Annotated in this window: 22 protein-coding genes; 8 read left to right on the top strand and 14 right to left on the bottom strand. The window is 73.3% G+C overall.

The window, feature by feature from the left end:
- The first annotated feature begins 307 nt into the window (after positions 1-307).
- Complete coding sequence (locus tag ACFV61_RS07600) at positions 308-631, top strand: nuclear transport factor 2 family protein (RefSeq protein WP_363377241.1); 324 nt, start codon at positions 308-310, stop codon at positions 629-631.
- A gap of 22 nt (positions 632-653) precedes the next feature.
- Here ACFV61_RS07600 and ACFV61_RS07595 read toward each other — a convergent pair whose 3' ends face one another.
- Positions 654-1,877, bottom strand: coding sequence for a serine hydrolase domain-containing protein (locus ACFV61_RS07595; protein WP_363377240.1), 1,224 nt, complete (start codon positions 1,875-1,877; stop codon positions 654-656).
- 145 nt (positions 1,878-2,022) lie between these two features.
- Between ACFV61_RS07595 and ACFV61_RS07590 the strand changes: the two genes are divergently transcribed.
- The 3 genes from ACFV61_RS07590 to ACFV61_RS07580 all read left to right on the top strand — a co-directional run bounded on the left by ACFV61_RS07590 (position 2,023) and on the right by ACFV61_RS07580 (position 5,331).
- Positions 2,023-2,532 carry an NUDIX hydrolase gene (locus tag ACFV61_RS07590; protein WP_063350117.1) on the top strand — a complete coding sequence of 170 codons (510 nt, stop codon included), beginning with the start codon at positions 2,023-2,025 and terminating at the stop codon, positions 2,530-2,532.
- 33 nt (positions 2,533-2,565) lie between these two features.
- Positions 2,566-3,459, top strand: coding sequence for a TetR/AcrR family transcriptional regulator (locus tag ACFV61_RS07585; RefSeq protein WP_380490571.1), 894 nt, complete (start codon positions 2,566-2,568; stop codon positions 3,457-3,459).
- Positions 3,460-3,588: 129 nt separating this feature from the next.
- Positions 3,589-5,331 carry a hypothetical protein gene (locus ACFV61_RS07580; RefSeq protein ID WP_380490569.1) on the top strand — a complete coding sequence of 581 codons (1,743 nt, stop codon included), beginning with the start codon at positions 3,589-3,591 and terminating at the stop codon, positions 5,329-5,331.
- Between the two features lie 133 nt (positions 5,332-5,464).
- Here the strand turns inward: ACFV61_RS07580 and ACFV61_RS07575 are convergent, their stop codons facing one another.
- The 11 genes from ACFV61_RS07575 to ACFV61_RS07525 form a co-directional block, all read right to left on the bottom strand.
- Positions 5,465-6,172 carry a hypothetical protein gene (locus ACFV61_RS07575; RefSeq protein WP_063350114.1) on the bottom strand — a complete coding sequence of 236 codons (708 nt, stop codon included), beginning with the start codon at positions 6,170-6,172 and terminating at the stop codon, positions 5,465-5,467.
- Positions 6,173-6,257: 85 nt separating this feature from the next.
- Entirely contained in the window at positions 6,258-7,349 is a 1,092-nt protein-coding gene (locus ACFV61_RS07570; RefSeq protein ID WP_380490582.1) for a YeiH family protein, read from the bottom strand.
- A gap of 13 nt (positions 7,350-7,362) precedes the next feature.
- Positions 7,363-7,944, bottom strand: coding sequence for a cysteine dioxygenase (locus tag ACFV61_RS07565; protein ID WP_380342271.1), 582 nt, complete (start codon positions 7,942-7,944; stop codon positions 7,363-7,365).
- A gap of 124 nt (positions 7,945-8,068) precedes the next feature.
- Positions 8,069-8,983, bottom strand: a complete 915-nt coding sequence (locus ACFV61_RS07560; protein ID WP_063350112.1) for a LysR family transcriptional regulator — start codon at positions 8,981-8,983, stop codon at positions 8,069-8,071.
- Positions 8,984-9,091: 108 nt separating this feature from the next.
- Positions 9,092-9,961 (bottom strand): amino acid ABC transporter permease, encoded by an 870-nt coding sequence (locus tag ACFV61_RS07555; protein WP_063350111.1) that lies wholly within the window; start codon positions 9,959-9,961, stop codon positions 9,092-9,094.
- On the bottom strand, positions 9,958-10,602 hold the full coding sequence (locus ACFV61_RS07550) for an amino acid ABC transporter permease (RefSeq protein WP_063350110.1): 645 nt from the start codon (positions 10,600-10,602) through the stop codon (positions 9,958-9,960). The genes ACFV61_RS07555 and ACFV61_RS07550 overlap by 4 nt, the downstream gene beginning before the upstream one ends.
- 12 nt (positions 10,603-10,614) lie before the next feature.
- Entirely contained in the window at positions 10,615-11,532 is a 918-nt protein-coding gene (locus tag ACFV61_RS07545) for a glutamate ABC transporter substrate-binding protein (protein WP_063350109.1), read from the bottom strand.
- A gap of 9 nt (positions 11,533-11,541) precedes the next feature.
- Positions 11,542-12,270 (bottom strand): amino acid ABC transporter ATP-binding protein, encoded by a 729-nt coding sequence (locus ACFV61_RS07540; RefSeq protein ID WP_063351563.1) that lies wholly within the window; start codon positions 12,268-12,270, stop codon positions 11,542-11,544.
- A gap of 47 nt (positions 12,271-12,317) precedes the next feature.
- On the bottom strand, positions 12,318-12,563 hold the full coding sequence (locus tag ACFV61_RS07535; RefSeq protein ID WP_363377231.1) for a LapA family protein: 246 nt from the start codon (positions 12,561-12,563) through the stop codon (positions 12,318-12,320).
- A gap of 149 nt (positions 12,564-12,712) precedes the next feature.
- Entirely contained in the window at positions 12,713-14,485 is a 1,773-nt protein-coding gene (locus tag ACFV61_RS07530; protein ID WP_063350108.1) for an ABC transporter ATP-binding protein, read from the bottom strand.
- Between the two features lie 64 nt (positions 14,486-14,549).
- The gene (locus ACFV61_RS07525) at positions 14,550-16,322 is read right to left on the bottom strand and encodes an ABC transporter transmembrane domain-containing protein (RefSeq protein WP_380490566.1); all 1,773 of its coding nucleotides are present in this window, start codon (positions 16,320-16,322) and stop codon (positions 14,550-14,552) included.
- 491 nt (positions 16,323-16,813) lie between these two features.
- Here ACFV61_RS07525 and ACFV61_RS07520 point away from each other — a divergent pair, with 491 nt between their 5' ends.
- A complete protein-coding gene (locus tag ACFV61_RS07520; protein ID WP_380490564.1) occupies positions 16,814-17,677 on the top strand; it encodes an aldo/keto reductase in 864 nt (287 codons plus the stop codon).
- A 257-nt stretch (positions 17,678-17,934) separates the two neighbouring features.
- Here the strand turns inward: ACFV61_RS07520 and ACFV61_RS07515 are convergent, their stop codons facing one another.
- Positions 17,935-18,801, bottom strand: coding sequence for a MarR family winged helix-turn-helix transcriptional regulator (locus ACFV61_RS07515; RefSeq protein ID WP_380434884.1), 867 nt, complete (start codon positions 18,799-18,801; stop codon positions 17,935-17,937).
- A gap of 405 nt (positions 18,802-19,206) precedes the next feature.
- Between ACFV61_RS07515 and fabG the strand changes: the two genes are divergently transcribed.
- Positions 19,207-19,974 carry a 3-oxoacyl-ACP reductase FabG gene (fabG, locus tag ACFV61_RS07510; protein ID WP_063350105.1) on the top strand — a complete coding sequence of 256 codons (768 nt, stop codon included), beginning with the start codon at positions 19,207-19,209 and terminating at the stop codon, positions 19,972-19,974.
- A gap of 231 nt (positions 19,975-20,205) precedes the next feature.
- Positions 20,206-20,973, top strand: a complete 768-nt coding sequence (locus ACFV61_RS07505) for a phosphatase PAP2 family protein (protein ID WP_363377226.1) — start codon at positions 20,206-20,208, stop codon at positions 20,971-20,973.
- Positions 20,974-21,084: 111 nt separating this feature from the next.
- On the opposite strand, the gene ACFV61_RS07500 is transcribed toward ACFV61_RS07505, so the two are convergent.
- Positions 21,085-21,285, bottom strand: coding sequence for an I78 family peptidase inhibitor (locus tag ACFV61_RS07500; protein WP_063350104.1), 201 nt, complete (start codon positions 21,283-21,285; stop codon positions 21,085-21,087).
- Positions 21,286-21,362: 77 nt separating this feature from the next.
- Here ACFV61_RS07500 and ACFV61_RS07495 point away from each other — a divergent pair, with 77 nt between their 5' ends.
- Positions 21,363-21,638: a DUF6343 family protein gene (locus tag ACFV61_RS07495; protein WP_063350103.1), complete on the top strand. Its 276-nt coding sequence runs from the start codon at positions 21,363-21,365 to the stop codon at positions 21,636-21,638.
- Positions 21,639-21,770 lie beyond the last annotated feature (132 nt).

The following is a 21,770-nucleotide window of genomic DNA, read 5'->3' as shown; positions in this document are numbered from 1 at the left end:
GCGGGGGGCGTCTTTGCGCGGGGGGGGGCCGCCCCCCCCACCCCCTCCCCCCCCCCACCCCAACCACAAAAACCCGGGCGGGGGGGGGGGGGCCCGCCCCCCCCCCCCCCCCGCCGCCACTCCCCGTGGCCGCACCGCGAACGCCCGTTGGGACGTCCACGCTGCGCAACCCTCCGTAGGGCAAAACGCCCATTTCGGGATCTAAGCACATGAATGCGCGATTTTCTCGACGCGCCGCCGACATGCCCGAACACACCCGGCGAACGCCGTAGACAGGACTCCCCGTCCCTCACCCTCGGGAGTCCCGATGACCATCTCCCCCGCCAAGCTCTCCGACCCCACCGTGCGCGCCTTCGTCGCCGCGGTCAACGCGGGCGACCGCGACGCCTTCCTGGCCACCCTCACCCCGGACGCGACCATGTCCGACGACGGCTCCGACCGCGACCTGCCCCAGTGGATCGACAAGGAGATCTTCACCGTCCGCGGCCGGATGGACGTCCAGACCGAATCGGACGGCGGCCACGCGCTGATCGCCAACTTCACCAACGACACCTGGGGCGAGATGCGCACCGCCTGGCGCTTCACCCTCACCGGCCCGAAGATCACCCGCTTCGAGACCGGCCAGGCCTGACGGCTCGGGACCGCGCCCGCCGCTACCCGGACAGCCCCAGGCACCCCCGCACCGCACGGATCAGGTTGCGCGAGCGGATGTCGCCGGTGACGCCCGGCTGCATGCCGTTGGTGACGTAGCCGAAGCCCAGCCCGAGCTCCGGGTCGGCGAAGCCCAGCGAGCCGCCCCGGCCGGGGTGGCCGAAGCTCGCCGGGGAGGCCATCGGCGCGGTCGGGCCGTGCCGCCAAAAGCCCAGGCCGAAAGTGGAGTTGACGATCAGCACCCGGTCCGGTCCGCTCACCTCGGGCCCGACCGCGCGGGTCAGCACCCCGGGCCCGAGCAGCGGCGGCAGCAGCGCGCCGGAGCCGTCCGGGCGGTCGGCGGCGCCGATCAGCGCCGCGTAGAACCGGGCCAGCGAGCGGGCGGTGCCGATGCCTCCCGCGCCGGGGATCTCGGCGGCCTGCACCGCCGGGTCGTTGAGGTCCACCCCGGGGCGCACCGAGGCGAAGGACCGCGCGGTCAGCGAGGCCGGGTCCTGGTAGGCGTCCCGGACGGACTGCTTGGGCCGCAGCCGCAGCCCGCTCGGCCCGGTCCGGGCCGCCTCCGGGGCGGGCAGGTCGACCAGCCGGCCGACCCTCGGCGCGGCCCCGGCCGGCAGCCCGATCCACAGGTCCAGCCCGAGCGGCCGGGCGATCTCCTCGGCGAAGTACTGGCCGATCGTGCGCCCGCTCACCCGCCGCACCACCTCGCCGACCAGCCAGCCGAAGGTGTACGGGTGGTAGCCGTGCGCGGTGCCCGGCTCCCAGGCGGGCGCCTGCGCGGCCACCGCGGCCACCGCGCGCTCCCAGGTGAGCACGTCCTCCAGCCGCAGCGGCACGTCCAGCGCGGGCACCCCGGCCTGGTGCGACAACAGCCAGCGCACCGGCACCCCGCCCTTGCCGGCCTGCGCGAACTCGGGCCAGTAGGAGGCCACCGGGGCGTCCAGGTCGAGCAGGCCGCGCTCGGCCAGCAGCAGCGCGGTGGTCGCGGTCAGGCCCTTGGTGACCGAGCGCAGCACCTGGGCGGTGTCCGCCGTCCAGGGCACCGCCGGCGCGGGCCGCCCGCCGACCTCGGGCCGGGCGTCACCGCCCCACAGGTCGACCGCCTTGCGACCGCGCACGTACAGCGCGAAGGCCGCACCCAGTTCGCCGTACTCGTGGAAGTTCCGCGCGAAGGCCTCCCGTACGGGCTCGAACCCCTCGGCCGTCTCGCCCCAGATCTCCACCACCGCGCGCCACCCTCAGCCTGTCCGGTTCCTGCGTTCCCGCCCGCGTCCAATCGTGCACGAATCACATGCGGATCACATGCGAATCGAGCTCGGATCGCACTCGAAAAGCGTTCGAAGCGGGCCCCGAAACCCTAACCTGTCCGTCATGACCAACCCTGCCGAAGAACTGCTGGACGTCGTCGACGAGCACGACCGGGTGATCGGGACGGCGCTGCGCGGGGAGGTGTACCGGCAGGGGCTCACCCACCGGTGCGTCTTCATCCTGGTCCGCGACCCGGCCGGGCGGATCTTCGTCCACCGCCGCACCGACACCAAGCTGTTCGCCCCCGGCGCGTACGACATGTTCGTCGGCGGCGTCGTCGGCTCCGGCGAGACGTACGCCGAGGCCGCCGTCCGCGAGGCCGAGGAGGAGCTCGGCGTGCACGGGATCACCCCGCGCCCGCTCTTCAAGTTCCTCTTCCGGCAGGACCGGCTCTCCTGGTGGAGCGACATGTACGAGGCCGAGTGGGACGGCCCGGTCCAGCCGCAGGAGTCCGAGGTCGCCTGGCACGCCTGGCTCACCCCCGCCGAGCTCGCCGACCGCCTCGCCCGCGACCACTTCGTCCCCGACGGCCGCGAGGCCTACCGCCGCTACCTGGACCTCCACGCCGCATAGGCCCCGCCCCGGACGGCGGATAGGGTGGCGCGCATGGCCTCCCGTACGCCGTCGCCGACGGCCGCCCGCGCTGCACGGACCCCCGCCCCGGAGCAGGCCCCGGACCGGGCGGCGGGCCGGACGCCAGGCCGGGCGGCTGCCGGTGAGCGGCCGCGCCGCAGGCTCAGCGTGGACGAGCGGCGCGAACAGCTGATCGCCGTCGCGCTGGAGCTGTTCAGCCGGCGCCCGCCCGAAGAGGTGTCGATCGACGACATCGCCGCCGCCGCGGGGGCCTCCCGGCCGCTGGTGTACCACTACTTCCCCGGCAAGCAGGCGCTGTACGAGGAGTCGCTGCGGCGGGCCGGGCGGGAGCTCTCGGCGCGCTTCGAGGAGCCCGCCGACGGGCCGCTGTCCGAGCGGCTGTACCGGGTGATGGGCCGCTACCTGGACTTCGTGCAGAGCCACGGGCCCGGCTTCGCGGCGCTGCTGCGCGGCGGCTCGGTGGCGGCCAGCGCGGGCACCTCGGCGGTGATCGACGAGGTGCGGCGGGCCGCCCACGACCAGATCCTCTCCCACCTGGCGATCCCCGCGCCGAGCCCCGGGCTGCGGCTGACCGTCCGGGCCTGGATCGCCAACGCCGAGATCACCTCGCTGGAGTGGCTGGCCGAACGCTCGGTGCCGTTGGAGGACCTGCAGCTGCACCTGGTGCAGGAGTTCGTCGCCACCCTCACCCTCACCGCCGCCCGGGAGCCGGCGCTCGCCGCCGAACTCGCCTCGTTCTTCGCGGACGAGCGTCCTGACGGCCCGACCGGGCGCCTGGTGCGGGAGCTCGCCGGGCTGTTCGCCGTCCCCGGGATCGCCGAGGCGGTCACCGCGCTCGCCACCGCACCGTCCGGCGAAACGTCCCCGCAGGCCACGGGCGAAACGGCCGCGGCTCCCATCGGGTGATCCGCCGGTTCGGTCCCGACAGCGGGCTCTGATAGGAATGAGCACGGATCCGACGGCACGCCGCCACGGCGCGCGCGGACCCACCCGAACCAGCGGACCGCAGACGCAGCAGAGCGGGGGGCTCAACAGTTGACCCAGGACGTCCAGTTCAGCGCGGAGGCCAATCCCTTCGCAGCGGCGGAGCAGGTCTGCGCGACCCTCGGCACGCTCACCGACGCCCTCTTCGACGAGCGCACCTCCCGCCATCCGGCGGCCTCGCTCAGCACCCTGCGCCCGGCCGAACACCCCGCCGCCGAGGCGCTGTTCGGCCTCCCGCTGGCCCCGAACGGCCCGGTGCACGCGGCCGTGGACCGGCTCGGCACGGTGCTCACCGCCGGCACGGCCCGCCCCGGTAGCGGCGCCCGGGTCGCCGACCGGGTGACCGCCGCCCTCCACACCCGCTACGGCGGCGGGGCGGTGCGCGGCGCGATCGCCGACCGGGGCACCACCTCGGCCGCGCTGTTCCACCTGCCGGTCACCGGCGAGTTCGCCGACCCCAAGCTGCGCCCGCCGTTCGCCCCGGCACTGGCCGCGCTGGCCGCCGGGCAGCAGACCCGCCAGCCGGTCGAACTGGCCACCGGCGCGGGTGCCGAGGTCCGGCTGGTGGTCCCGCCCGGCTTCCACCCGCTGACCTCCCCCGGTGGTCCGGCCGGGGTCTGCTCCCGTACGGTGCCCGCGCCGGCGGGCGGGGCGGGCGACGTCGCCCCGGCCACCGCCGCGGCCGCCGAGGAACTGACCGGGCATCTGGCCGAGGTCGCCGAGGAGCTGTTCAGCGGTGACGGTCCGGAGCGGCGCCGCGACTTCGCGGTCATCGCCGCCACCCTCGCCGACCTGGTCCACGACGCCGGCACGGTCTACGCGGGCGTCTGCGCGCTGGACGTGGACGGCCGGGCCTCCGACGCCGCCCTCGTCGTCTCGCTCGCCCGGCACCCGCTGCCGATCACCGCGCTCGCCACCGAACTCGCCACCGTCCGGCGGCACGCCGAGGTGTGGACGGTCCTGCTGCCGGCCGGGCCGGCCGCCGTCCTGGTCGAGGGACGGACCGTCCCGGTGCCGGGTCCACTGTCCGCCGACGGGCAGCGGCGCTGGGTGGTCACCTCGGCGGTCGAGGCCTTCGTCCCGCTGCCGGACGGCGGCACCGTGCTCTGCGTCCAGCTGTCCACGGCGCAGCCGGAGGACTGGGACCTGTACACGCGGGCGTTCGCGGAGCTGCTGAAGAGCGTTCAGTTCGGCTGGGACGGGGAGGTGGCCGGCGCCGCGCCCGTGCCCGCCACACCTGCTGCCGCTCCCGCTCCCGTTCCCGTCGAGAAGGAGCCGGAAGAGGCGGAGGAGGTGCCGGCGGACCTGCGCGGCACGCCGGTGCAGCTCCCGCCCGAGGACTTCAACCCGTTCGCGCCCGTCGCGGAGGCCTCCCCGGCCGACGCCGAGCCGCAGGCGGCGCCAGCCAGGCGGAAGGGCACGCCGGTCATGGTGCCCCCGCCGGACTTCAACCCCTTCGCCCCGGAAAGCCTCCCGCCCACCCCGGACACGTCCCCGGCAGCGGCCGCCCCGACCACCGACCCGTTCGGCACGGTGACGGCCGACCAGTCGGACCCGTTCGGCACCACGCTCGCGGCGCAGGGCCCGGCCGTCCCGCCGCCGCCCTCCGCGCCGCCGGCCGTTCCCGCGCAGGCCGTTCCCGCGCAGGACGCCCCGCGCAAGGGCACGCCCGTCATGGTTCCCCCGCCGGACTTCAACCCCTTCGCCCCGGAAAGCCTCCCGCCCACCCCGGACGAAGCGACGGAGACCGACGCGGCGGAGGCTTCGGGCCCGGAGACCAGGCCGTTCGGCTGAGCCCCGGCAACGGCCCCCTCCGACCGGATCCAACCCCAGGGGGCCGCGACAACGCGACGCCGAGAGCCGGCAGTTGGCCGCTGCCACGGACAACGCCCGGACGCGACAGGAGGGTTGGCGAGGCCCTGCGCCGTCAGCCCGCGCGCCGGGCCAGGTGGACCACGTCCGGCACGCCGCGGCTGACCGGGATCTCGTGCGTGACGACGTCGGAGAAGCCCACCGCCCGCAGCGCCTCCTCGAAGTCAGCGGAGGGCTGGGCGCTCCACACCGCCAGCACCCCGCCCGGCTGCAGCCGGTGCCAGAGCACCGCGAGCCCGTCGGCGCCGTACAGCCCGGCGTTGGAGTCGGTGACGGTCCAGTCCGGGCCGTTGTCGATGTCGAGGCACAGCGCGTCGTAGCGCTCGCCGTCGGCCGCCGCCAGGTACTCCAGCAGGTCGGTGTGGAGGACCTGGACCCGCTGGTCCTCCAGCGCGCCGCCGGAGAAGGCGCCGAGCGGCCCGTTCCGGTGCCAGTCGATGATGGCGGTCTCGCGCTCGACGATGGCGATCCGCCCCCAGCGCGGCTCGGCCGCCGCGTACGCCAGCGAGAAGCCGACGCCGAGGCCTCCGATCAGCACCGAGGGCTCTGCGGGGGCGCCGGTGCGGTCCAGTTCGTCCAACGCCGCCTGGATCAGCAGGCGTTCGGAACGGCCGTCGGCGGTGTCCATCAGGAAGCAGCCGTTGGCGATGATCTCGAAGTGCCGACCGCGCCGGCGCAGTACCACCTCGCCGAACGGGCCGTCCCGCCGGTCGAGCGTGACGACGGCCTCGTGAGCGTCCCGTTCGGGCAGTGCGGTGGACATGCGGCTTCCTCAGCGGACTCGGGTGCAGGAGCGTCCCGGCGGACGAGTACCCGCCCGACAATAGCCGAGTCCGCCCCTGCGCCCGTCACGTCGTGACCAGCACCCCGGCGTAGGAGACGCCCGCGACGACCACCCAGGAGCCGAGCCCGAGCAGGGCGAGCCGCCCGCCGGTGCGGACCATGGTCGGCAGGTGCACGGCGCTGCCGAGACCGAACAGCGCGGCGGCCAGCAGCAGTTCCTGGGCGTCCCCGGCGAGGGTGAGCGCCCGCTCCGGAAGCACCCCGGTGGTCCGCAGCACGATCATCGCGAGGAACCCCGCCACGAACAGCGGGACGATCGGCGGGCGGCTGCCGGTCTTGACCGGGTTCTTCGCAGGGTCTTCCCCCGACTCCTGGTCCGCCCCGACGACGGCCGCCCCGCCCCGTCGCGCCCGGCGCCGCACCGCGATGGCCATCCCGGCGACCAGCGGCGCCAGCAGCACCACCCGCATCAGCTTGACCAGGACGGCCTCCCGCAGCGCGCCCGCCCCGCCGGTCTGCGCGGTGGCGACCACCTGCCCGACGTCGTGCACGCTCGCGCCGACCCACCGCCCGAACTCCACGTCGCCCAGCCCGAACGGCTGCTGGAGCAGCGGCAGCACGGCGATGGCCAGCGTCCCGCACAGGGTGACCAGGGCCACCGAGGCGGCGACGTCCTCCTCCTCGCTGCTGGCCGCCTGGCTGACCGCGCCGATCGCCGAGGCCCCGCAGATGGAGTACCCGGTGGCGACCAGCAGCGGCTGGTCGCCCGGCAGACCGAGCCGCCGGCCGAGCCAGAGCGTGCCGGTGAAGGTGGCCGCGACCACCGCGAGCACCATGGCGACGGTGGCCCAGCCGAGGCCGAGCACGTCGTCCAGGCTGAGCTTGAGCCCGAGCAGGACGATCCCGAGCCGCATCAGCCGCTTGCCGGCCATGGACAGCCCTGGCCGGGCCACCCCGCGCACCACCGGGCGCAGCCCAGGCAGGTGGGCCGCCGCCATGCCGAGCACGACGGCGGCGGTGAGCTTGGGCACGGCGGGCACGGCCGCGTGGACGGCGATCGCGGCGGCCACCCCGGCCGCCGCGAGCAGCAGGCCGGGGGCGTCCCCGCCGAGCGGGGGCAGTGAGCGGGTGCGCGTGGCGCGCTCCCGGAGGGTCAGTGCCACGCCGCCCTCACTGCTGCTGGTCGGCGGGCAGCCGGTAGACGCGCCGGATGCTGGTGCCGAGCCGCGAGACGTCCGCGCCGTACACGTGGATGGAGATGGCGGTGCTGTTGCAGGCGTTGCGCACCAGGTGGATGTCACCGGGCGGGGCGAAGGCCGCGACGGTGCCGGCCGGGCCGGCGACGTGCTCGGTCTCGACGAGGTGGGCGGTGCGGCCGTCGGAGACCAGCCGGTAGCGGGTCTCGCTCTCCTGGCCCTGGTGGACGCCGGCCACGCACCAGGAGACGTGGTCGTGGATCGGGGTCTGCTGGCCGGGCAGCCAGACCAGGGCGACGACGGAGAAGCCGCCGTCCTCCTCGGCGTGCAGGACGTGCTGGCGGTAGCGCTTCGGGTCGCCCTCGCGCTGGGCGGGGGTGAGCAGCGCGTCGGGCCCGTCGGGGTCGGCGTGCAGGTGCGGGGCGAGGCGTTCGCCGACCAGGTAGGCGGTGAGTTCCGGGGGCAGTCCGCGGTCCACGACGGCACGGATCTCGCCGATCAGGGCGGTCATCCGCTCGGTGAGCCGGTCGCTGCCGACCGTGGCTGGGGGTGTCATGCCAGCAGGTTCGGCTGCACCGACCCATCACGTCCAACGATGGTTCTTAAGCTTCCCCCCAACTTCAGCTTATGAATCGCCCCGGCGAGCACCCACCGGAGCCACGACTCAGCACCCGATCCGGTCAGCACCCGATCCGGCTCGCCGCCGCCCGCCGCAGATGGTCCAGCACCAGCCCGGTGGCCGGTATCCGCCGGTGCTCGCGCAGCACGTACGCGCTCACCTGCCGGCGCAGGTGCGGTTCGACGGCCCGCCCGGTGACCTTGCGGTGGCACATGAAGGAGAGCACCAGCGCGGGCATCAGCGCGATCCCGACCCCGGCGGCGACCAGGCTCTGGACCGCGAGGTTGTCGTCCGTGGAGAACACGATGTCCGGCGCGAAGCCCTCCTCCGCGCAGACGTTCAGCAGGTTGGCCCGGCAGCGCGGGCACCCGGCGATCCAGCGCTCGCCGTCGAGGTCGACGAGCCGAACGGCGTGCCGACGGCCGAGCGGGTGTCCGACCGGCAGCAGCACGGTGAGCAGGTCCTCCATCAGCGGGATCTCGTCCAGCCCGTCGGGCACCTCGGTCGCGCCGCCGGGGTAGCGGAAGGCCAGCGCGATGTCGCACTCCCCGCGCAGCAGTCGCTGGACGGAGTCCGGCGGTTCGGCCTCCAGCAGCTCGACCCGCACACCGGGGTGTTCGGCGAGCAGCCGGGCCATCGCCTCGGGTATCAGGGTGGCGTTGGCGCTGGGGAAGGCGCAGACCCGCACCCGCCCGGCCCGCAGCCGGGCGAGCGCGGCGAGCTGCTGCTGGGCGGCGGAGAGGCTGCCGAGGATCAGTTCGGCGTGCCGGGACAGCGCCTCGCCCGCCTCGGTGAGCCGCAGTCCGCGCCCGGCCCGGGTGAACAGCGCGACGCCGACGGTGCGTTCGAGCGCCTTCATCTGCTGGGTGATGGCGGGCTGGGTGTAGCCGAGCTCGCGGGCGGCGGCCGAGTAGGAGCCTGCTCTGACGACCTCGTGGAACGTCCTGATGTGCCGTGAGTCGAATACCGGCTCCATGGCCCCTCCCCCGGTCGTCGTCGTCGAGCCTCCGCAATCATAAGAGGAAATTGGAGGTGCCCGCTCTATCCCCACCCGCACCTATGGTTCAGGATCGAACCAGCCTTCTCACTGCTGCGCGGACGGCGGCAGTCCCATCGCCACCCCGGCCTTGACCACCGGCGCCCCGCCCCGCATGCTCGGGCTGCGCCGGCTGCGGCGCTCGACCCAGCGGGCGAGCCAGGAGAGCAGCAGGCACATGCCGATGTAGATCGGCGCGATCACGATCACCACGGGGATGAACGGCAGGTCGTAGTCGAGGTTGGTGGCGATCAGCTTGCCCGCGTGCAGGAACTCCTCGTAGGTGATCAGGAAGCCCAGCGAGGTGTCCTTGAGCGCGACCACCAGCTGGCTGATGATGGCCGGCAGCATGGCCCGGTTGGCCTGCGGCACCAGCACGTACGTCATCACCTGAGTCTTGCGCAGGCCGAGCGCGTAGGCCGCCTCGCGCTGCCCCTTGGGCACCGCGAGCACGCCGGCCCGGAAGACCTCGGCCAGCACCGAGCCGTTGTACAGCACCAGCCCGGCCACCAGCGCCCACAGCGGCTGCACCTTGAGCGCGACGAAGACGAAGAAGATCATCACCAGCAGCGGCATGGCCCGGAAGAACTCCACCACCACCGTGGAGAGCACCCGCACCACCTTGTGGTCGGACAGTCGCCCCGCCGCGAACAGCGCGCCGAAGGGCAGCGCGAACAGCACCGTCCAGCCGAAGGCCTTGAGGGTGTTGCCGAGCCCGCTCAGCAGCAGATCCTGGACGCCCCGGTACTCGAAGGGCATCCACTTCTGGTACGTGAACTGGTGGGTGTGGAAGAGCATGTAAACGATCCAGCCGATCAGCGCCGCGATCAGCAGCAGCGCGATCCCGCCGTACAGCCGGTGGCGGGCGAGCGCCTTCGGACCGGGGATGTCGTACAGCGCCGAGGATCCAACGGTCATCGCGACACCGCCACTCGTCGTTCCAGCAGGTTGAAGACGGCGCTGACGGCCAGGGTGATGATCAGGTAGCCGACGGCGATCCAGACGAAGGTCCAGATGATGCTGTAGCCCAGCTCGTTGATCGTCCGGTAGGTGCCGAGCAGTTCGGTGACGCTGAACGAGCCGGCGATCGCCGTGTTCTTCGCCAGCGCGATCATCACACTGCCGATCGGCGCGACCACCGACCGGTACGCCTGCGGCATGACCACCACGCTCATCGTCTGCCCGAAGCTCATGCCCAGGCTGCGCGCCGCCTCCCCCTGCCCCACCGGCACGGTGTTGATGCCCGAGCGCATCGCCTCGCAGACGAAGGCCGAGGTGTAGCAGCCGAGCGCGGCCACCGCGAAGACGAAGAACGGCAGCGTGATGTTGAAGCGCGGCAGGCCCAGCACCACGATGAAGAACAGCAGGGTCAGCGGCGTGTTGCGCAGCAGCGTCACCCACGCCGTCCCGAACACCCGCAACGGCCGGACCGGCGAGACCCGGAAACCCGCGATCATCACTCCCAGCACCAGCGACAGCACGGCGCTCACCGCGAACAGCGAGAGCGTGCCGAGGAAGCCCTCCCAGTAGGTCGACCAGTTGTCGGTCAGCGTTTTCACGGCGCGGCCCTCTCAGTACCGGTCGATCGGCGGCGGTGTGGGCGCCGGCTCCCCGGACAGGCCCAGGGTCGCGTCGTAGGCCTTCTTCCAGTCGCCGTTCTGCTCGTTCTGCGCCAGCGCGTCGTCCAGGGCCAGGCGCAGCACGGTGTCGTTCTTCGGGGTGCCGATCCCGTACGGCTCCTGGGAGAACAGCGGGCCGACCACCTTGAGCTCGTCCGGCGCCTTGGCCGCGTAGCCCAGCAGGATCGCGTTGTCCGTGGTGACGGCGTCGACCTGGCCGGTGATCAGGTTGTCCACGCAGGCCGAGTAGGTGTCGTAGCCGATCAGCTTCGCCTTCGGGAACTGCGACTGGATGCGCTGGTACGGGGTCGAGCCGGCCGCCGAGCAGACCTTCTTACCGTCCAGGTCCTGCGGGCCGTGGATGGTGTTGTCGTTCCTGCGCACCAGCAGCGACTGCCCGGCGATGAAGTACGGTCCGGCGAAGCCGACCAGCTTCTTCCGGTTGTCGTTGATGGTGTAGGTGCCGACGTAGAAGTCCACCTGGCCGTTCTGCAGCGCGGTCTCGCGGTTGGCCGAGGCGATGGTCTTGAACTCGATCCGGTCCGGCGGAAAGCCCAGGTAGGCGCCGACCATCTTGGCGATCTCGATGTCGAAGCCGGAGTACACGCCGGTGGCCGGGTTCTTCTCGCCCAGGTACGGCTGGTCCTCCTTGGCGCCGACCACCAGGTGGCCCCGGCTCCGGGCGGCGTCCAGGGTCGGCGAGCCGGTGATGGAGGCGGCGTCGCGCACCTGGTAGCTGGGCAGCGCACTCGCCTGCGGGCCCTTGGGCGGCGGGGTGCCGGGCTTGCCGCAGCCGGCGGCCAGCACGGCGAGCAGCAGGACGGCGGCGAGCGCCGTCCGGCCCCGGGCGGCGGTGGTCTTCCTCGTCACGGCGCCGCCTCAGTGCTTCAGGATCTTGGACAGGAAGTCCCGGGCGCGCTCGCTCTCCGGAGCGTTGAAGAAGTCCTCCGGGGCGCGGTCCTCGACGATCCGGCCGTCGGCCATGAAGACCACCCGGTTGGCGGAGGCCCGGGCGAAGCCCATCTCATGGGTGACCACGACCATCGTCATGCCCTCGTGGGCGAGCTGGCGCATGACGTCCAGCACCTCGTTGATCATCTCGGGGTCGAGCGCCGAGGTCGGCTCGTCGAACAGCAGCGCCTTCGGGTCCATCGCCAGCGCCCGGGCGATCGCCACCCGCTGCTGCTGGCCACCGGAGAGCTGGGCCGGGTACTTGTCGGCGTGCGCCTCCAGCCCGACCCGCTCCAGCAGGGCGCGGGACTTGGCGTCCGCCTCCGCCCGGGGCCGGCCGCGGACCTTGATCTGCGCGAGCGAGACGTTCTGCAGCACGGTCTTGTGCGCGAACAGGTTGAAGGACTGGAACACCATGCCGACCTCGGCGCGCAGCCGGGCCAGCCCCTTGCCCTCCTCGGGCAGCGGCTCGCCGTCGATCAGGATGGTGCCGTCCTCGATCGGCTCCAGGCGGTTGATCGCCCGGCAGAGCGTCGACTTGCCGGAGCCGGACGGTCCGATGACCACGACGACCTCGCCGCGGCCCACGGTCAGCTCGATGTCCTGGAGGACGTGCAGGTCCCCGAAGTGCTTGTTGACGCCGCGCACCTCGATCAGCGGCGTGAAGGCCGACGGCCCCGCCTGGGCCGGCCCGGGAGCGCTGGTCACCGGCCGCGACGCCCCTTCAGCAGCCAGCCCAGCGCGCCGCCGGCGAGCAGCGTGGCGAGCAGTGCGATCCAGAGCGGCGCGGTGACGGTGAACACCCAGAACTGGATCTTCACCCTGTCGAGGTTCGCGAACAGGAACCACACGGCGAGGACGACGAGGACGCCGATCCCGATGTACCGGGTGGGGATCCCGGCGATCTCGCTGCGTTTGGAGCCGGACGAGCCGTCCGAAATCTTGGTCACCGGAGCAGTCTGCGGGCCGGGGATCCGATTTGCCCGGTTACACGCCCTGATGGGCGAGGGAGTAACCCGCACGGGGCAATCCGGCCCCGTGCGGGTTTGAAATGCCGTACGGATCAACAGCGCCGTACGGGTTCGACGGCGCCGGCCCGCTACCGCTCGTCCCGCCAGGAGCGCCAGAGCGCCGCGTACGGGCCGCCGGCCGCGACCAGCTCCGGGTGGCTGCCGTACTCGCTGATCCGGCCGCCCTCGACCACCGCGATCACGTCCGCGTCGTGCGCGGTGTGCAGCCGGTGGGCGATGGCGATCACCGTGCGGCCCTCCAGCACCCGGGCGAGCGAGCGCTCCAGGTGCCGGGCGGCGCGCGGGTCCAGCAGCGAGGTGGCCTCGTCCAGCACCAGGGTGTGCGGATCGGCCAGCACCAGCCGGGCCAGCGCCAGCTGCTGGGCCTGCGGCGGGGTCAGCGCGGTGCCGCCGGAGCCGACCTCGGTGTCGAGGCCGTGCGGCAGCGCGTCCACCCAGCCGCCGGCGTCCACCGCGTCCAGCGCGGAGCGCAGTTCGGTGTCCTCGGCCCCGGGCGCGGCCAGCCGCAGGTTGTCCCGCAGGGTACCGACGAAGACGTGGTGCTCCTGGTTCACCAGGGCGACCTCCGCCCGCACCCGCTCGGCCGGCATCCGCGCCAGCGCCGCCCCGCCGAGCGTCACGCTGCCGCGCCCGGGGGCGTAGATCCCGGCCAGCAACCGCCCCAGCGTGGACTTGCCCGCCCCGGACGGCCCGACCAGCGCGACCCGGCTGCCCGGCGCGACGTCCAGGCTGATGCCGTGCAGGACGTCGGCGCCCTCGCGGTAGCCGAACCGGACGTCCCGGGCCTCGACCCGGCGGCCGTCCGGGTGGCTGGACTCGTCGCCCTCGTGCTCCGGCACCTCGCGGACGCCGACCAGCCGGGCCAGTGAGGCCTGGCCGATCTGCAGCTCGTCGTACCAGCGCAGGATCAGGTCGACCGGGCCGGTCAGCATCTGCGCGTACAGCACTCCTGTGGTCAACTGGCCGACGGTGATCCACCCCTTGAGGGTGAACAGCCCGCCGAGCAGCAGGGTGGCCAGCACCGCCGAGGAGTAGACCGCGTCGATGGTCGGGAACCAGACCGAGCGCAGCCACAGGGTGTAGCGCTCCCAGGCGAGCCACTCGCCCAGCTTGCGGTCCGTCAGGGCGATCCGCTGGTCGCCCAGGCGCAGCGCCTCCACCGTCCGCCCGGCGTCCACCGTCTCGGCCAGCACGGTGTTCACCGCGGCGTACCCGGCCGACTCGTTGCGGTAGGACTGCGGCGCGCGCTTGAAGTACCAGCGGGAGCTGACCAGCAGCAGCGGCAGGCCGATCAGCGAGGTGAGCGCGAGCAGCGGCGAGGTGACCAGCAGGGCGCCGATCACCAGCAGCAACGACACGATGGCGACGGCGAGTTCGGGCACGGCCTCGCGCACCGACTTGTCCAGCCGGTCGACGTCCGTGGTGCCCCGGGAGACCAGGTCCCCGGTGCCGGCCCGCTCCAGCACGCCGGTGGGCAGCGCGACCGAGCGGACCAGGAAGTCCTCGCGCAGGTCGGCCAGCACCCGCTCGCCGAGGACGGCACCGCGCATCCGGGACCAGCCGGTGAAGGCGGACTGCACCACCAGCGCCAGCAGGTACCAGCCGACCGCGACCGCGATGGTGGCCTCGGCGGTGCCGGTGGCCAGCGACTCGACCAGGCTGCCGAGCACCCAGGGGCCGACCAGCCCGGCCACGGTGGCCACCGAGTGCAGCGACACCACCGCGGAGAACCCTCGGCGGTGGCGCCGGGCGAGCAGGCGCAGGTAGGCGCGCACGGCGGCCGGTGAGCCGACCGGCAGGGTGGTGGCCGGCCCCTGCTCCTCATGGACGGGGGGCTTCATGGCGTGCTCCTCAGGTATGCGGCGGGTCGGGCGGGGCGGACGGCGCGGGTGCCCACGCGGCCGCTCATACCGGCTCCCCCACCGGTGCCGGCTCCTCTTCGCGGGTGACCACGGCCCGGTAGGCCGGCTCGGTCCGCATCAGGTCGCGGTGCCGCCCGGCCACGGCCACCCGGCCGTCGCGCAGCAGCACCACCCGGTCGGCCTGGTCGAGCAGCAGCGGGCTGGTCGCGAAGACCACGGTGGTGCGCCCCGCCCGGGTGTCCCGCAGTCCGGTGGCGATCCTGGACTCGGTGTGGGCGTCCACCGCGCTGGTCGGCTCGTCCAGGACGAGGACCGGCGGGTCGGCCAGCAGCGCGCGGGCCAGGGCGAGCCGCTGGCGCTGCCCGCCGGACAGCGAGCGCCCGCGCTCGGTGATCCGGGCGAGCATCGCGTCGCCCGCACACTCCGGCGAGCCGTCCACCAGGGCCTCCAGTACGTCGTCGGACCGGGCGGCGGCCAGCGCCTCGGCCACCGAGACCCGCCCCGAGGACGGGATGTCGAACAGCCCGGCCAGGGTGCCGGAGAGCAGCACCGGCTCCTTGTCGTGGACCAGCACCGCCGCCCTGGCCTCGGCCAGCGGCACCGCGTCCAGCTCCGTCCCACCGAGCCGGACGGAGGGCTGCTCCGGCTCGTCCTCGGCGGCCGGGACGTGCCCGCCGAGCCGCCCGGCGAGCGCCCCGGCGAAGTCCGGGTCCCCGCAGACGACCGCGGTCAGCTCCCCGGCCCGCGCGGTCAGCCCGGTCGCCGGGTCGAACAGGTCGGCGTTCCCCGGCTTGTTCAGCGAGGCCTCGGCCACGCCGCTGCTGCGGCTGAGCGAGAGCACCCGGACGGCGCGCCCGGCGGAGACCCGGGCGACGCTCCAGGCGTGCGCGGCCTCGCCGAGGATCCGCAGCGGCGCCGCGAGGAAGGCGGTGGCGCCGTACACGGCGATCAGAGTGCCGACGGCGAGCTCGCCCGCGGCCGCCTGCCGGGCGCCGTACCACGTCACCCCGATCACGAACAGGCCTGGCAGCAGGACCTGTTGGGCCTGCATCAGCGACCAGATCCGGGCCGATCGGACGGCCGCGGCCCGGACCTTCTGGGAGGCGGCCCGGTACCGGTCGAGGAACAGTTCCTCGCCGCCGATGCCGCGCAGCACCCGCAGCCCCGCCACGGTGTCGGCGGCCAGCTCGGTGGCCTTGCCGCCGAGCGTGCGCTGCTGCTCGTACCGTCGCTCGAACGGCCCGATCAGCGGCCAGACGGCGGCCGCCAGCACCGGGACGCCGAGCAGCACCCCGACCCCGAGCACCGGTTCGACGACCAGCACCGCCGAGCTGACGGCCAGCCAGACGATCACCGCGGCCCGGACCCGGGCGACGAGTTCGACGTACCAGCCGATCCGCTCGACGTCCCCGCTGCCGACCGCGACGACCTCTCCGGTGGCGATCCGGCGGGACAACCCGGCGCCCAGGTGAGAGGCCTGCCGGGCCACCAGCTGCTTCACGTGGCACGCCGCGTGGATCCAGTTCCAGATCGCCTGCCGGTGCAGCAGTACAGCACCGAGCGCGGACAGCACGGCGAGCGCCACCGCGAGGGCGCCGGCCCGCCAGATCCCGGCGGCCTCGCCGTCGACAGCGGCCTGCACGCCCCACCCGAGCGCTATCGGCAGCGCCGCCTGGCCGCCCATCTCCAACAGCGCCCAGCAGGTGGCGAGCACCTGCCCGCGCCGCTGGCCGCGCTGGAGCCAGCGCAGGAAGGCCGGGGGCGAGGAGAGATCGGGACTACCGGGGTCGGCCAACGGCAGGGGGGTGAGCAGCATGACACTCCGATACAGGAGGGTGCGGGACGGTGCTGGAGGTCCTGGAGGTGCTGGAGGGTGCGAGCAGGCGTGAGCGGGCACGCCGGGAGAAGGTCACGAGCCGGAGGCACGGGTCTCGCGGCACGGCGGGCCCGACTCGCGCGAACAGCGGAAGACGGGCGGCGGCGGGCGACAGCGCGGCGCCTCGCCCCGGCGGCATCGGCGCGTCCGGGGCGGCGCCGAACGGGACCGCCGAACGGGACCGCCGGACGGGACGGCCGGACGGGGGCGGGAAGGGCACGAAGGGCCCGGATCTCAGGAGGTCATGGCCACGAGCCTGCCAACCCCGATGTGATCTGCGCAACAGGTTTTTTCGCCGCCCGGCCCCCGGATCCCCGCCGAAGCGGGCCTCCGGCCCCGCAAGATTCCCCCGAACGGCGGGAACAATCCCGCCCGGGTCCCAGTTGCCCCCTTCTGGAATCAGACGGACAACCAGGAGGGCACCCCTTCCCGTGAGCAACATCCCCAACGTCACGCTGAACGACGGCGCGCAGATCCCGCAGCTCGGATTCGGCGTGTGGCAGGTCCCGGACGACGAGGCCACGACCGCCGTCCGCACCGCGATCGAGGCGGGCTACCGCTCCATCGACACCGCGGCCATCTACGAGAACGAGGCCGGCACCGGCCAGGCGATCACCGAGGCCCTGGCCGGCGGCGTCGCCCGCGAGGACCTCTACATCACCACCAAGCTGTGGAACTCGGGCACCCGCGACTGGTCCGGCGAGCAGGGCCGCGACGCCGTCCTGCGCGAGTTCGACGCGTCGCTGGCCAAGCTCGGCCTCGACTACGTCGACCTCTACCTGATCCACTGGCCGCGCCCGAAGCACGGCAGCTACCTGAACGTCTGGAAGGCCTTCGAGCAGCTGAAGGCGGACGGCCGGGTCAAGTCGGTCGGCGTCTCCAACTTCGGGCCCGAGCAGCTCACCCGACTGCTCGACGAGACCTCGGTCGTCCCGGTGCTGAACCAGGTCGAGCTGCACCCGTACTTCCCGCAGACCGAGCTGCGCGCCTTCCACGCCCAGCACGGCATCGCCACCGAGGCCTGGAGCCCGCTGGGCCAGGGCAAGGAGCTGCTCGCCGAGCCGGCGCTGGCGAAGATCGCCGAGAAGCACGGCCGCACGGTCGCCCAGGTGGTGCTCCGCTGGCACCTGCAGAGCGGCGTGATCGCGATCCCGAAGTCGGTCACCCCGGCCCGCATCCGGGAGAACCTGGACGTCGCCGGCTTCGAGCTGGACGCCGAGGACCTCGCCGCGATCGCCGGTGTCGCCACCGGCACGCGGATCGGTCCGGACCCGCAGGAGTTCGACTGGAACTGACGGCACCCGCCGTCCGACTTCTCTGACGAGCGGTCATGTCGAACGACCGCCCACCCCTGCAGGGGTGGGCGGTCTTCGGTGTGCCACGATCCACCAGCGCCGACGAGCAGCGGCCTCCGGTACGTCAGGCCACCAGCACCTTGAGCCGTCAACGGCTTGAGTCATCAACGCCTTGAGCCGTCAACGCCTCAAGCCCTCGGCACACCAGGCCTTCCGTACGTTGGCGAATCGTTTTGGCTGGCGCTCAAAGGATCCCTCTAGAGCCGCGCCGCCTTGCCGAGGAGCGCCAGCGCGGGCCCGTGCTCACTCTCGTCCAGCGGGGCAAGCAGCAGCCGCTGGACCTCGGCCACGCCGGCCGTCGAACGGTGCAGCAGGTCCTGGCCCGCCGGCGAGAGCGACAGCAGGTTGCGGCGCCCGTCCGAGGGGTCGCGCCGGCGCTGCACCAGACCACGGCGCACCAGCCGGCTCACCATCTCGGCCATCGTCGCCTTGTCCAGCGAGGCCAGCTCACCGACCGTGCGCTGGTCGGCGCCCGGTTCCAGTTCGAGCGCGTCCAGCACCGCGTACTGCGGAGCCGTCAGCTCCGCACCGACGTGCTCCGACCAGAGTTTGGTGTGCACCTGCTGGCCCACCCTGATCAGGTAGCCGATCGCCCGCTGCGCGTCCAGTATCGGCCGTGTGTCGGAGAACACGGCGACCGCGGCGGGCTCCAGCCTGGCTATCTTGGCCATCACCCGCACGATCTCCACCTGCTCCTCCGCCGTCAGCGGCTCGAACAGGGTGCGCTGCACGCGGACCACACCGCCGGTGGCCTCACGCACCGCCTGGGCACCGCTCTGCGAGAGAGCGAGCAGTTTTCGCCGGCCGTCGGCCGGGTCACGCCTTCGCAGCACCAAGCCGCGGCGGACCAGCCGCGCGACCATCTCCGCCATCGTCGCCTTGTCCAGCGAGGCTCGCTCGCCGACCGTCCGCTGGTCGGCACCCGGTTCGAGGGCCAGGACCAGCAGGACGGCGAACTGCGGAGCCGTGAGATCGGCTCCGACATGCTCGGACCACAGCCTGGTGTGAACCTGCTGTGCAACGCGAATCAGGTGTCCGGGCGACTGTTGCAGTCGCGCGGACACGCGGGTCGTCGGGATCTCCCCCAGCACCATGTATCCGTCCCGATGTCACACCCGGTGTGTGTGGGACACCCGGGTGGGGCAGTAACGGCGAGTGGGCGTCCAGCTATGAGGGAGGGCGCTCCAGCCGTGCAGCCGGTGGCTGCTGGCGGACACTATACAAACGGCGGGCCCTTGCTGGCAGGCAGGGGCGGATAGTAGACGCAGGTTCGGCAACATTGGCATATTTACGCGCCCGCCACGCCCTCTCGGTAACCCGTTCTCAGTAGAAAGCCGACCGGTCGGTCCTTACCGACCGTCACCCGCGACTCTCCGACCCTGTTCGCCCTCCCTACTCGCGGGTAGGGTGTGGCCACCCTCCCCGGGGCGCTCCCCGCGGAGACCACCCCGAGAGAGACGAGAGCGAGCATGACCGAGCAGAGCACCGCCCCCCGGGTCGCCGTCGTCACCGGCGCCGCCCGCGGCCTGGGCGCCGCCACCGCCGTGCAACTGGCCTCCGACGGCTACGCCGTGGCCGTCCTCGACCTGGACGAGACCGCCGGGAAGGACACCGTCGACCGGATCACCGCGGCCGGCGGCCGGGCCCTGGCCGTGGGCGCCGACGTCTCGGACGCCGACCAGGTGCAGGCCGCCGTCGACCGGGTGGCCGCCGAGCTCGGCGCCCCCGTCGTGCTGGTCAACAACGCGGGCGTGCTCCGCGACAACCTGCTCTTCAAGATGTCCGAGTCCGACTGGGACACGGTCATGAACGTCCATCTGCGCGGGGCCTTCCTGATGACCCGCGCGGTGCAGAAGCACATGGTGGACGCCGGTTTCGGCCGCATCGTCAACCTGTCCTCCTCGTCCGCCCAGGGCAACCGCGGCCAGGCCAACTACTCGGCCGCCAAGGCCGGTCTGCAGGGCTTCACCAAGACTTTGGCCATTGAGCTGGGCAAGTTCGGCATCACCGCCAACGCCGTGGCCCCCGGCTTCATCGCCACCGACATGACCGCGGCCACCGCCGCCCGGGTCGGCATGGACTTCGAAGACTTCAAGCGGGCTGCGGCCTCCCAGATCCCGGTCCAGCGGGTCGGTCTGCCTGAGGACGTCGCCCACACCATCTCCTTCCTCGCGAGCGAGGGCGCCGGCTTCGTCTCCGGGCAGGTGATCTACGTCGCGGGCGGCCCCCTCGACTGAGCACGGAACCTACACAGGGTTACCACGGAGTGGGAAGCCGGCCACGCCGGCCGCCCACTCCGTTTTCTTTACCGGGGCTTTTGCAGAATCATTCGAACACCACACTGGCATTCGATCCGAGAATCGCGGAAATCACTCCCCGGGCGGACCTCTCCCCGCCAATTGTCGATTTCACGGGAAAATGACAAATCCCTCCGGAATAGCCCCGGCCGGATGGGTAAGGTCACCCCCGTGCAAGCCCCGAGTACCCCCGCGCCCTATCCGAACCAGGGGCCGGAGCAGCTCACCACCACCCACCGCGAGCGCCCGAGCCCCGAACGAGCCCACCGCCGCGAGCCCGGCTGGCCGCCGATGGGCCGCCGACAGGCCGCCCTGCTCGCCGTGACCTGCGTCGCCTACCTGCTGGTCCTGGCCGGTGTCCTGCTCAACACCGCCCTGGTCGACCTCGACTGGTCGGTCCGACTGTTCCGCCCCTACGAACGCTGGCCCAGCCTGGAACCGCTGCTCGACACCTGGGTGGTCGCCGGGCAACGCGGCCCCTCCGCCATCGCCGCCTTCGTCTGGCTCGGCTGGCGCGCGCACCGGCTGGGGCGGCTGCGCCCGCTGCTGGTGATGGCCGTCGCGCTGCTGCTGCTCAACGTCACGGTCGGCGCGGTCAAGATCGTCACCGGCCGGCTCGGCCCGCACTACGCCCAGTACGTCGGCTCGCCCGAACTGTTCTCCGGCGGCACCATCTTCCCGTCCGGTCACACCGCCAACGCGGTCGTCACCTGGGGCGTGCTCGCCTACCTCGCGGTCCGCTGGCGGCGCACCGGCGCGGTGATCGCCGCCGCCACCGCCTGCTCGATCGGCCTGACCACGCTCTACCTGGGCACCCACTGGGTCACCGACGTGTTGGCCGGCTGGGCCGCCGGACTGCTGGTACTGCTCTCGCTGCCGCTGCTGGAGCCGCTGGTCGTCGCCGCCGAACAGCGGTTGGCCCGTCGGCCGGGCCACTGAGCCCGCACGCCACGACCACCGCGGCCACCGCGGCCACCCCGGCCACCCCGGCCACCCCGGCCACCCCGGCCACCCCGGCCACCGGAAAGGTCGACCACCGGGAGGGCGGCCCTACCCCTCCCAGCTACGCTCGACCACGCCGTCGCGCACCGCGAGGTTGAGCCGGCCCTCACGGTGGTCCATGGTCATCATCGCCCCCGGCTCCAGCACCCGGACCGAGGCCCAGCCGTGCCGCCGGGCCAGCTCCCGGGCCCGTTCGATCCGCAGCCCCGCGTAGCCCTCGGCGTCCGCCGCCGCGTCCGACCCCGTCATCGCGTCTCCCCCGCTCTCCCCCACGGACGTACGCTGGAATCGTAGCCCCCACCCGCGCGGCCCGGAGGTGAACGGCCATGCGCACCACCACTCCGCGACGGCCGTGGCGCAGCGGCACCGAGCCGGCCACCGCCCGCAGCGATCTCAAGCTCCGCTACCTGCTGTCGCTCACCTTCACGCCGCTGTTCGCGCTCGCGACGGCGGGCTTCGCGATCTGGGCGGCGGCCTCCCCCGCCAACGGCGCCCCCAGCCAGGGGACCCTCACCGGCTTCGCCATCGCCTGCGGCCTGCTCACCCTGTTCGCCACCGTCGATCTCGTCGTGGTCATCCGGCGCCGCCGGACCGAGCTCTGACACGGTGTCTCCCACGGAGTGGGGGGGGGGGGGGGGGGCCCGGCGCCCCCCCCCCCCCCCCCCCCCCCCACCCCCCCCCCCCCCCCCCCCCCCCCCCCCCCCCCCCCCCCCCCGGCCCCCCCCCCCCCGGAC

Source organism: Kitasatospora sp. NPDC059817 (assembly GCF_042731835.1).
Classification (GTDB): Bacteria; Actinomycetota; Actinomycetes; order Streptomycetales; family Streptomycetaceae; genus Kitasatospora.
Note: the sequence above shows the minus strand (reverse complement) of the source record. Positions and strands in the feature narration are given on the sequence as shown.